Here is an 11,739-nt window from a genome sequence, read left to right on the forward strand (position 1 = left end):
CATCCGGATATGATTAGCTCACAGGTTCGATTTTGATGTTGTTGCGCTTAATCACATCAATGAACTGGACTCGGCTGCTTTCGAGGTACTTCAAGAAGTCGGGACCCTCTCGGAAGTCAACCTCAAGCGCGATACGATCGAACACTTCACGTGTTTCAGGTGCGCTCATAATCTGGCGCATGGCTTTTTCGAGCGTGTCCACCACATTCTTCGGCAAGCCGGCAGGTCCAACCAAACCAATCCAGGCACCCAGATTAAATCCAGGAAGGTTGGCGGTGGTCGCAATCGCTGGCACGCCAGGGGTCACTGAGCTTCCTTTTTCAAGAGAAACACCAAGAGCCCTCAATCTGCCATCACGCACGAAAGGCATGGTCGCCGCAGCGGTCTCCAGGCAATAGTCGACTCGACCAGCCAAAATATCGGAAAGTGCGGGTGATGAGCCCTTGTAAGGGACGTGAACAGCTTTCAAACCCAGAGCCGCATTGAAAGCTTCAGCAACCAAGTGTGCCGTCGCACCCGTACCAGAGGAAGCGAACGTGAACTTATCAGGGCTTGCCTTGACCAGCGCGATAAATTCTTTGATGTCCTTCGCTGGAAATTTGGGGTTTACCACCAAGACGTAAGGGGACAAGCCCGCCATGGCGATAGGAATAAAGTCCTTTTGAGTATCGTAAGGTGTTTTTTGCAACAGCGGCGCAATTGAAAACGGTCCAGCAGAACCCGCCAACAATGTGTAACCGTCAGGTGTGGACTTGGCCACACTGTCAGTGCCAATCATGCCGCCCGCGCCAGCCTTGTTGTCCGCGACGACTGTCTGGCCCAGTAATTTCGTCAATCCAGCGGCCATGGCACGACCTGCCAAATCAGTGGCTTGACCTGGAGGCCAGGGAATCACGATCTTGATGGGCCGGTTTGGGTACGCCGCTTGGGAAAACGCTGCGGGTGACCAGCCTAGCGCGCCACCCACAAGGGAGGCACCTGCAACGCCCAACAACGAGCGACGCGTACGGTTATGTTCATTATTTTTCATCCTGACCCCTTTGACTAAAGTAATAACAATGCTGGATGATAACCTTGGGTATATTCAGCACACAATCAAAAAATAACAGAGATTCATGAACGCTCCTACCAGCATGCCAATTTCTTGGTCCAGCAGCCTGCAAACTTTAGCTAAAAAATTTGGTCGCGACAGTGCGGCAATTGATGGACAGAACCAGACCTTGACCTTTACTGAGCTTAGTCTCCGGGCGCACGCTCTGGCCACGGAGTTGCTTGCGCTGGGCTATCGGCCTGGCGATCCTGTCGCCACGCTGATGCCCAACAGTGTCGATGCCGTTTGGGTGTCTTATGGCGTGCGTCTGGCGGGTGCTTGTGAAACTCCCTTGAGCTGGAGCTACACGCAAGACGAAATTGCCTGGTGCGCACAGCTTGCAAAGTTCAAACACATTATTTCCCTGAGTGCCCGCGAGCCAGACATCGCGGCACTTGGCTTTACCTTAATCGATGCCGCCAAGATCCGCGACCGCTCGGCTCACGGCGACCCGAGTGTGCTCCCCGCCATCTCGGGCGATCTGGCAGGCCGCATTCTTTTCACCTCCGGCACGACTGGAAAACCCAAGGGTGTCATGTATACGCATGCCGCACGCTGGCAAGGTGAACAGCTACTCAAGGCATCATTACCTTTCGTACCTCGGCGGGGCGCACGCATCTTGCTCATGACACCCTTTGTCCATGGCTCATCCCTGCTGACCTATGCCTGGCTTGATCACGGAGGTACCATCGTTTTGCATGATGGTGTGAATATCGAAAAAATCGCACCCTTGCTTGACACGGATTCACTCGATGCGATTTTTGCACCACCCACCGTACTCGCAAAAATCACGGGTGCTCTCGCCCCAAAACAGTATCCTGCTGTGCAATGTATTTTCACGGGCACACAGCCACTCACGCCCGCGCTCTATCAACGCGCCCACGCGATGTTTGGGCCCAAGGTCAGGATCACTTTTGGAAAATCGGAATGCGTCAATCCGATCACGATTCTGGACCGCGCAGACACGCATGCATATTTTTCTCAGTCTGAGATCCCGCCAGGCGCTTGTGTCGGCTGGCCCGCCACCGGAGTCGAAATCAAAATCGAAGCTCCGAGCTCGGAAGACGAGCCACATGGTGAAGTTTGGCTGCGTTCGCCTCACATGTCAGCGGGCCTCATCGACGCCAACGGTTTTCGAGCACACACGCCTGACGGATGGCATGACACCGGAGACCTTGGTTATGTCGATACAGCGGGTCGTCTCGTTTTAACTGGGCGTGTGGCCGATGTGATTAAAACGGGCGGCTACCGGGTTAACCCTGATGAGATCGAGGCCGAACTGGCATCGAATGCTCGATGCGGACAAATCTGTGTCACATCGCTGGTGTCCGATTATTGGGGCGAGATCATCATCGCAGTGGCTGAACATGCTCAGCCAGGTTGGCAAGAGGAATGCGAGCGTCTCGTCTCGGGCATGTCCAAACACAAACGCCCTCGACTCTATGTCGGTGCGGCCTCGCTTCCTCGCAATCCGCAAGGAAAAATCAGCCGCCGCCAGGTCAGCAAGATGGTGTTGGAATCTCACGTGCTGACCGACGGCCCCTACCCCTCACTCTCGACCAAGCCCTAAGCCCACGCTGGCTCGGTCCATGTCGCATCGGGATCAATTGGAAAGACAGGCCTGGGCAAGCGTTTGAAATCAACGTTCTTGAGATTCGGCGTGGTCAGCCCGGGACTATCCACATCGAAAATTTGCGATTCAGGAAAGAACTCGTCAAAGCCCGCTCTGTAATGCCCCCGACTCTTAACAATCAAGATGCGCACTTTCGAGATATCGATCCCGTGCATTTCAAGCATGGCAGGGTCGCACAGCTGTCGCCGCAGACTGCCCACCACGACGCGTGTGCCTGTATCGACTAGCTCGATCAGCGCGGAAGGTCCAAGCGAAAACTTTTTCCCACGCAAAATACCTCTGCGCCCTAAACCCTCTCCATCGGTGAGCTTGAGGACTTTAGCTCGCGCGCGATAACGCTTGGAAAACTGACTTTCAGTCGCATTGAAGACGGCGTCAAAAACACCCCCCTCGCCCGCCGCATGCGCCTGCTGCGCGAGTTCCGGATCGATAAAAACACCCAGTAAAACACCAGGGATCTTGGCATCGTTGAAAGCGGCGAGCATCCATGATGTGTTGCCTCGCCCGCCGCCGCCCGGGTTATCCGCGACATCCGCGAACAACAGAGGAATTTTTGTCGCTTGAGCTTTCCGTATCGCCTCGGGAATCTCGAGCATATCCGGAACATAACGTGCGCGATCCGCCCATGCTGCACGCGCGAGCTTGATTGCGCATCGCTGAGCAGCCGCCAAATCACCTCGGGAAGTCACTGAAATCGTAATGCCGCATTTAGGCAGATCCGAAAAGACAAACCCTGCCGATACAGAAACATTGGCTATCGGTCCTTCGGCAGGCGATTGCATCATCGCAGTGCCCATCTTGACTAGATCAGCGTAAGGTCCTCGCGCTGTCAGCAAAGTCACAGATGGCGGAGTGATCGGCATACGTATGAATGCCTTTTTTGTTTTCATGCCGTTGAACATTTCAACCAACAAGTCCGCCGCCTCGGCCGCACGCTCTCTCTGATCGACGTGAGGATTGGTGCGGTAACTGATCAGCGCATCGAGCGCATCGACCGTACGCTCAGACACATTGCAGTGCAAATCGTGTGTCGCCACGACAGGCACGTCAGGTCCCACGATGGCACGAATCATGCTCATCATGTCCCCCTCGGTATCGTCCAAATGCTCGGCGCTTGAAGCACCATGATTAGCGATGTACACCGCGTCAACGGGCAACGCGGCGCGCAGACTGTTTTCAAGCTTTTGCATGAATTCAGTCCACACTTCACGCACGACGGGTCCCCCGGGAGGTGCACCGATCACAATGGTCGGTGCGGGAGTCCATGGACCATGCTCATCCATGCGCGCATAAAAGCCCGTGACCTCGGCAGGCAAATTACTGACTTGCCGAGCCAGCTCCGTAATAATGGCACCTTCGTGCCAACAGGATTTTTCAAAATCCTCCCGTGTAGAAACCGGTGAGAAGCTATTGGCCTCCAGCGCAAAACCTGTGATCGCGATTTTGGGGTTCTTTTTCATCCTCAGTGCGACTCCGTGGATTAGGCTTTACGCAAGGTATAGAACAAAGGCATCTGTGGTTGGAAATCCACCCATTCTTTGCGGATGGCCGAAACCGGATAGGTCGCACCGAGCGGGATATACGGCACATCTTCAAACACTTGTATCTGCAGCTCACGGCAAATGCGTTTTTGTTCATCGAGAGTTTTAGCGTTGAACCAGTCCGTGCGCAGTTGCTCAATGCGCTCACTGGTGGGCCAGCCAAACCATCCTTTGAGACCTGTGCCCCGAATCGCGAGGTGGCCGGCGGGGTCGAGATTGTTCGGTCCTGTGGTGGCAGTAAAGGCAATATTCCAGCCACCTGCAGAAGGTGGCTCCTGGCTGTTGCGACGCTGCATCAACGTGCCCCAGTTCATCGCCTGCACATCGGTCTTGATCCCGAGTTGTTTGAACAGGTCGGCCGTCACCAGAGCGGCAGTGTGAAAGGCGGGATAGTCGACAGGATCGAGGATGACAACGGTCTCCCCTTTGTAGCCGGCCTCTTTGATCATCGCTCGAGCTTTGTTCATATCCCGCTTGCCGAGTAATTTTTCCATGCCGCCATCACTGCTCATCGGCGAATCGGGCACAAACACACCGCACTTGTCGTTCCAGAACTCCGGGAAATCCGGTCCATTCATCGCCATCATGTATTCGGTCTGATTGACCACTGACAAAATCGCCTGTCTCATCAGCTTGTTGTTGAAAGGCGCATGCAAATGGTTGAAGCGCATCAGCGATATCGAAGGAAGCGTTCTTTTGATCAGGGTAATGTTGCGATCTTTTTTCAAGCTCGGCAAAAAGTCGGCGTCGATATGCTCGACGCCATCGACCTCATTATTTCTCAGCGCGGCCACGGCCGTCGCGCTATCAGGAATAATCTGCCACTTCACTTGTTCAATATAAGCAATTTTGGGTCCGGAAGTGAACTCTGGCTTGAGTTTATTGCTGCTCGGGACATAGTCATTGAACTTCTGATACACAGCCTGAGAACCTGACACCCACTGGTCGTGGACGAATCTAAAGGGGCCAGAACCATTCATCACCTTGACCTGAACGTTGTCAGGTGTCAACGCCAATTTTTCCGGCATGATGCAGGCCATGCTGCCTGTCGGACGTGCGATCGCATGCAGAATCAGTGGAAACGGTTTCTTGAGCTTGAACTGAAGCGTCTTATCATCCAGTGCAGTCAATGATTCGGTCGCGTCCATCAACGAGCGGCCCATCAAATCTTTTTTGGACCAGCGATTCAAGCTTGCCACAGCATCTTGCGCGCGGACAGGAGAGCCATCATGGAACTTCAAGCCATCGCGCAGCTTGATCGTCCAGACGAGCTCCGATGCGTCTACCTCGTGCCCAGAGGCCATTTGAGGATGGGGCTGATACTGATTATCCAGACCATAGAGCGTGTCAAAGATTAATTGCGAGTGGATATTCGTGATGAACACTGTGCTGAACATCGGGTCCAGGATGGTCAGATCCGCATGAGGGACCCAGCGAAACAGCTTGGCGGGCGCTGCTGCATGGACTTTAAATGCCGCGGGCAAACACAAGGCCGCTGCGGTAGCTGAAGACGTCACTAAGAACTTTCTGCGATCCATCTTTACTCTCCCAATTACTCAACTTCAATACATGCCGCCCACCTTATGCGTCGCGACATAGTGGCCCTCGCCCACCCGAACCAGCGGTGAAACCAGGGGATCATCACCCACGCCTCTGACAGGACTGGGTATTTCGGAAATTTCGAGCTTGTGGGTGCGTCGCGCCAGCGGATCCGCGATGGGGACAGCAGCCATGAGTTTTTTTGTATAAGGATGCTGGGGATTTTCAAAAATCGCACTGCGAGGACCAATCTCGACAATCTGACCGAGATACATGACAGCCACACGATGACTGACTCGTTCGACCACCGCCATGTCATGGGAAATGAATAAGTACGATATCCCCAGATCATCCTGCAAATCGATCAGCAAGTTGACAATCTGAGCGCGGATCGAGACATCCAAGGCTGAAACAGCTTCGTCTGCGATCAACACTTTAGGATTGACTGACAACGCCCGGGCAATACAAATACGCTGGCGTTGTCCGCCAGAGAACTCATGCGGCCATCGATTGACCGTGGAGGGGTCCAGTCCTACGCGCTCCATCAACTCAGCAACGCGTCGGGCCGCCTGATCACCGCTGGCGAGCCCTTGAATGATCATCGGCTCACCGATGCACTCCCCGACACGCATCCTTGGATTCAGCGAGGCAAAAGGGTCCTGAAAAACAAACTGCATATTGCGTCGCAAGCTGCGTAATGATCGCGCGTTTGCAAGATCAACAGCCGTACCGCCAAACGTCACTTGTCCGCCGGTGACCTTGGTCAGTCCCATCAGGGAACGACCCGTCGTGGTCTTGCCACAACCCGACTCGCCCACCAAAGAAAGTGTCTCACCTTCGTGCAAATCAAAGGAGACACGCTCGACAGCATGCACGCGCCTTTGCACTCTGGAGAAAATGCCACCCCGGACATCAAACCGTGTGACGAGATCCCTCACACCCAAAATCACCGGACTGTCATGCGAGCCATCCGCCAAACGGGAACCGTGCTTAACAGACCTTTGCGCCGATACTCTTGCCTGATCCTGATTTTCCTGGAGCGGCAAGTCAAAGCGTGTAGGCTCGTGAATGCCGCGCATCGAACCAAGCTTGGGCACCGCTGCAAGCAGTGTCTTGGTATAGATGTGGCGTGGTTCCGCAAACAAGCTGAATACATCGTTTTGTTCAACGACTTCCCCACGGCGCATCACCATCACACGATCGGCGATTTCTGCCACAACCCCCATGTCGTGCGTGATGAAAATCACGCCCATATCCATTTCTTTTTGGAGCTCGGCGATCAGCTGCAGGATCTGCGCCTGAATGGTGACATCCAGTGCGGTCGTGGGCTCGTCCGCGATCAGGACAGAGGGCTTGCAGGACAGGGCCATGGCGATCATCACACGCTGCCTCATCCCGCCGGAGAGCTCATGCGGATAGCGTTTCATCATCGCCGCCGCGTCGGGAATGCGCACTTGATCCAGAATACGGATGGCCGCGGCAGTCGCCTGCGCCATATCACCAGGCTGATGGAGCAAAATCGCTTCGGTGATCTGCGAACCCACAGTGAACACCGGATTCAATGAGGTCATAGGCTCTTGAAAGATCATGCTGAGGTCTGCGCCCCGCATGCTTCGCATGACCTCTTCGGACGCGCGCCGCAAATCGACAGTCTGTCCCTGCGCACGATGGAAGTGCATCTCGCCATGCGTGATCGTACCGCCACCAAACTCAATCAAGCGCATCAACGCCAGCGAGGTGACTGACTTACCCGAGCCCGACTCGCCAACGATTGCAAGCGTCTCTCCCCGGTCAACATGCAGATCCAATGATTTGACAGCCTGAACCTGGTTTGGACCTGTCCCAAAGACAACCGAGAGACCTTTGACGTCCAATACCCGGCGCGCTTGCTCTATGGCTTGTTGATGTGTGCTTGTCATGTCAGATTCTCTTGGCCATGCGCGGATCGATTGCATCGCGCAAACCATCGCCAAGCATATTGATTGAAAGAATAGTCACAGACAAAAACAATGCGGGAAACGCGATCATGTGGGGCTTGATCTGCCAAAGTGCGCGTCCCTCTGCCATGATATTGCCCCAGGAAGGAATCGAAGGTGGCACACCGGCCCCGATAAAGGAGAGACTCGCTTCAGCAAGAATCGCCAAGCCACAGATGTAAGTGGTTTGCACAGTCAGCGCTGCGATCGTGTTTGGAAAAATGTGCTTGAATACCACTCTGACAGGCGAGGCTCCGGCAGCGATTGCCGCCTCGACATAGGGTTGCTCGCGCAATGAGAGTGCCAAACCTCGCACCAGGCGCACCACTCGAGGGACCTCGGCGATTGTGATCGCGATAATCACGTTCTGAAGCGAAGCACGAGTCAGCGCGATCAGCGCGATGGCCAGCAAAATGGTGGGGATGGACATCAAACCGTCCATGACGCGCATCACGATCGCATCGATCCATCGCACAAAACCAGAGGTCAACCCAATAATCGTCCCGATCACGGCGGACAAGATCGCCACAGTGAAGCCGACGACAAGGGAGACGCGCGCCCCATAGACCACGCGGGCGTAAACGTCCCGACCCAATAAATCTGTGCCGAACCAAAACCTTTCACTCGGTACGCGCGCGCGGTGTACGGGTGAAAGCGCCATCGGATCTTTGTCAGCAATCCATGGCGCAAAAATCGCCATCAGTATCAGCAAAAAAAGCAACGTCCCGCCGACTGCGATGGTCGGGTATCGCCTGAGGAATCGAAAGGCTCGCGACATCAGTATTTAATCCTCGGGTCAAAGACACGATAGAGCAAGTCGATCACAAGATTGACCAGCACATACATAAAGCTGAAAAGCAAAATCACACCCTGAATGATCGGGTAATCTCGCCTGAGGATGGCATCGACCGTTAGTCTGCCGAGTCCGGGGATTGAAAACACTGTCTCAGTCACCACTGCACCACTGATCAGTAAAGCGACACCACTACCGATGACGGTGATCACGGGGATCGCGGCGTTCTTGAGTGCGTGTCTGAACAGGATATCCTGATTGCCGACACCTTTCGAACGCGCGGTTCTGATGTAATCCTGCGAGAGGGTTTCGAGCAATGTGGCGCGCGTGATGCGGGTGATCAGCGCCACATACACGCTGCTCAGCGCGAGCGTTGGCAAGATCAGAGTCTTGATCGAGTTCCAGAATCCCTGTGACAGCGGAACATAACCTTGCACGGGGAGCCACTGCATTTCAATGCCGAGCGCCCAGGCAAGCATATAGCCCACCACAAATGTTGGCAGTGAAAAACTCAACACTGCGATCACCATGACGCCACGGTCGTACGTGCTGTTGTGACGCCACGCTGCAAGCGCGCCAAGAGGGATGGCGATCATGACCGATACGCAAAGTGTCATCACCATAAGGGTGAAGGTCGGAGGCATGCGCTGCACAATCATTTCTGAGACAGGCACACCAGTAAACAGGGACTGGCCCAGGTCGCCTTGCAGGACGTTGAACAACCAGAGGGTGAAACGATGATAAAAGGGTTGATCCAACCCGAGTGTTTGCCGGATGCGCGCGATATCCTCGAGAGAAGCTTCTTCTCCAGCCAGGAACACCGCGGGATCTCCCGGCGCCAGATCAAGCAGGCCATACACGAACAATGCGACAACCAGCATGACAGGAAGTGTCATGAGCAAACGGCGGATAGTGTAAGAAAACATCTAGATCACGCGCCCTGAAAAACCTGAGTATGCAGCGATCCTATCGACTGAAGTCCAGTCCGTCAACTCATTATTTTGGACTTGGCAACATGCGGCGGCAGGCGTACATTGATCGCCACACAATGTCCAAATATTGAAATTATTCAAATAAACAGGAGTCATGCATGGATTTGAGTCGCTTCGCACGCAGGCAGTACACAATTGGTGCGTCACCTATCGAGTTCTTACCTAACTTCACCAAAGCACTCGGTGGCCCGAAAGTATGGATCAAGCGAGACGACATGCTGGGTCTCGCACCGGGTGGTAACAAGACACGCAAACTCGAATTCTTGATGGGCGATGCGCTCGCGAAAGGCGCGGACACTTTGATTACATGCGGTGCTCCTCAGTCCAATCATTGCAGAATCACATTGTCCGCTGCCGTCAAAGAAGGACTCAAATGTCGCTTCGTGATCGAAGAACGTGTGCCTGGCAGCTATAACCCCGAGGCGAGCGGCAATAACTTTATGTACCGCCTGCTGGGCGTCGAAAGCATCACCGTGGTGCCCGGAGGCTCCAACATGGCGCAAGCCATGGAAGCCGTCGCGCAAGAGGCGCGCGCCCAAGGTCGCAAGCCCTACATCATCCCGGGCGGTGGATCGAACGCGATCGGCGGGCTGGGCTATGTTGCATGTGCACAAGAAATTCAGCAGCAACTTTTCGAGATGGGCCAGCCGATGGATTATGTGGTGGTCGGTTCTGGCAGTTCAGGGACGCACGGTGGTCTGGTCGCAGGCTTTCTGGGTAACAACATCAAGATCCCGCTCGTGGGTATCGGCGTGAGCCGGGATCCTCAAGATCAAAATCCCCTAGTTCACAAGGAGGCCCAAGCCATCATGGATCTGCTGGGCACAGGCATCCAAGTACCCGCCGAGGCCGTTGTCTCCTTTGGAGACTGGTGGCGTCCAAAGTACTCGGTCCCCAATCCGGCCATGGTCGAAGCCGTTCAATTGCTCGCGCGCACGGAGGCCATTTTGCTAGACCCGGTCTACACAGGCAAAATCATGGCAGGCCTGATTGGTCTGAGCCGCCAGGGCTATTTCAAGCCGACCGATAATGTTTTGTTCCTGCATACAGGCGGTGCGACTGCACTGCATGCCTACGAATCCACCATTCTTGGCGATCCAGCCGACGCAAAATAACTTTGATCGCATTTGCGCCAGCGACGTCCGAGTAGTATCGTCGCTGGCATCAATAAAAATCAATCACCATCCAACCAACAATAGGTGGAGACATGAACATTCTGAAAGCCGGCATCATTGCAGCTGCGCTTGCGACCCTTTCGGGGAATGCCCTCGCGCAAAACTATCCCTCCAAACCTATTCGCTGGGTCGTACCCTACACACCCGGAGGCTTCACGGACAACGTGACCCGCATGGTGACTGCAAAACTGCAAACCATTCTTGGTCAACCTATCATCATTGAAAACAAGCCTGGCGCCAACTCGATCATCGGTGCGGACTTTGTGGCCAAGGCGGCCCCGGATGGTTACACCATCCTCACCGTCATTACCGCCCATGCAGCGAACGCGACGCTTTACGAAGGTAAATTGCCTTTTGACCACAAATCGCTTGCTCCCGTTTCACTGGTCGCGATTTCGCCACTGATTTTGACCACCAGCAAACAATTTCCTGCCAAGAATGTCAGCGAACTGATTGCTTATGCCAAAGCCAACCCGGGCAAACTGGCCTATGGGTCTTCTGGCGTGGGATCGGCCGCGCATCTCACTTCTGAACTGTTGCAAACCACCGCAGGCGTGAACATGATTCACGTGCCATACAAAGGCACGGCACCGGCGCTCGCGGATTTGATGGCAAACAATATTCAAATGCTTGTGGATGTGCCGAGCTCGATGATGCCTCACGTCAAAGGCGGCAAAGTCAATGCGCTTGCAATGTTCTCAAATGAGCGACTGCCCAGCGCACCGGATGTGCCCACCATCAAGCAATCTGGCGGCCCCTCTATTGAATCGTCCAGCTGGGTGATGTTTTTTGCCCCACCCGGAACACCTGCAGCGATCGTGGACAAGTTATCTAAAGCTGTCAACGAAGCGGTGAAATCACCTGAAATCGTGGCGCGCTTTACCGAACTCGGCATCGTGCCGATGGGCTTGAACCCCGCGGAAACAGGAAAATTCTTAGCGACCGAAGTCGAAAAATGGGGTTCCGTCATCAAAACCGCTAAAGTCACTGTCCAATAAAT

General features: G+C 54.5%; 9 protein-coding genes. 3 read left to right on the forward strand and 6 right to left on the reverse strand.

Annotated features, from left to right (window positions below; all coding sequences use genetic code 11):
* Nucleotides 1-13: 13 nt before the first annotated feature.
* Entirely contained in the window at nt 14-1,030 is a 1,017-nt protein-coding gene (locus tag QWY30_RS11910) for a Bug family tripartite tricarboxylate transporter substrate binding protein (protein WP_290241314.1), read from the reverse strand.
* 85 nt (nt 1,031-1,115) lie between these two features.
* Here QWY30_RS11910 and QWY30_RS11915 point away from each other — a divergent pair, with 85 nt between their 5' ends.
* On the forward strand, nt 1,116-2,660 hold the full coding sequence (locus QWY30_RS11915; protein WP_290241315.1) for a class I adenylate-forming enzyme family protein: 1,545 nt from the start codon (nt 1,116-1,118) through the stop codon (nt 2,658-2,660).
* Here the strand turns inward: QWY30_RS11915 and QWY30_RS11920 are convergent.
* Genes QWY30_RS11920 through QWY30_RS11940 form a run of 5 tightly spaced genes read right to left on the reverse strand, consistent with a single transcriptional unit; the run spans nt 2,657 to nt 9,498 of the window.
* Complete coding sequence (locus tag QWY30_RS11920; RefSeq protein ID WP_290241318.1) at nt 2,657-4,183, reverse strand: M81 family metallopeptidase; 1,527 nt, start codon at nt 4,181-4,183, stop codon at nt 2,657-2,659. The two genes, QWY30_RS11915 and QWY30_RS11920, sit on opposite strands and share 4 nt — an antisense overlap.
* A 20-nt stretch (nt 4,184-4,203) precedes the next feature.
* Nucleotides 4,204-5,802 carry an ABC transporter substrate-binding protein gene (locus QWY30_RS11925; protein ID WP_290241320.1) on the reverse strand — a complete coding sequence of 533 codons (1,599 nt, stop codon included), beginning with the start codon at nt 5,800-5,802 and terminating at the stop codon, nt 4,204-4,206.
* A 24-nt stretch (nt 5,803-5,826) separates the two neighbouring features.
* A complete protein-coding gene (locus QWY30_RS11930) occupies nt 5,827-7,722 on the reverse strand; it encodes a dipeptide ABC transporter ATP-binding protein (RefSeq protein ID WP_290241323.1) in 1,896 nt (631 codons plus the stop codon).
* A 1-nt stretch (nt 7,723) separates the two neighbouring features.
* Nucleotides 7,724-8,557 carry an ABC transporter permease gene (locus QWY30_RS11935; RefSeq protein WP_290241325.1) on the reverse strand — a complete coding sequence of 278 codons (834 nt, stop codon included), beginning with the start codon at nt 8,555-8,557 and terminating at the stop codon, nt 7,724-7,726.
* Nucleotides 8,557-9,498, reverse strand: coding sequence for an ABC transporter permease (locus tag QWY30_RS11940; RefSeq protein WP_290241327.1), 942 nt, complete (start codon nt 9,496-9,498; stop codon nt 8,557-8,559). Before QWY30_RS11940 ends, QWY30_RS11935 begins: the two co-directional genes overlap by 1 nt.
* Before the next feature lie 164 nt (nt 9,499-9,662).
* On the opposite strand from QWY30_RS11940, the gene cuyA reads away from it, so the two are divergent.
* Together cuyA and QWY30_RS11950 are read left to right on the forward strand one after the other, a co-directional pair.
* Nucleotides 9,663-10,679 carry a D-cysteate sulfo-lyase gene (gene cuyA / locus QWY30_RS11945; RefSeq protein WP_290241329.1) on the forward strand — a complete coding sequence of 339 codons (1,017 nt, stop codon included), beginning with the start codon at nt 9,663-9,665 and terminating at the stop codon, nt 10,677-10,679.
* Nucleotides 10,680-10,771: 92 nt separating this feature from the next.
* Nucleotides 10,772-11,737 (forward strand): Bug family tripartite tricarboxylate transporter substrate binding protein, encoded by a 966-nt coding sequence (locus tag QWY30_RS11950; RefSeq protein ID WP_290241332.1) that lies wholly within the window; start codon nt 10,772-10,774, stop codon nt 11,735-11,737.
* The last annotated feature ends 2 nt before the right edge of the window (nt 11,738-11,739 follow it).

Source organism: Zwartia panacis, from assembly GCF_030410395.1.
Lineage (GTDB): Bacteria > Pseudomonadota > Gammaproteobacteria > Burkholderiales > Burkholderiaceae_B > Zwartia > Zwartia panacis.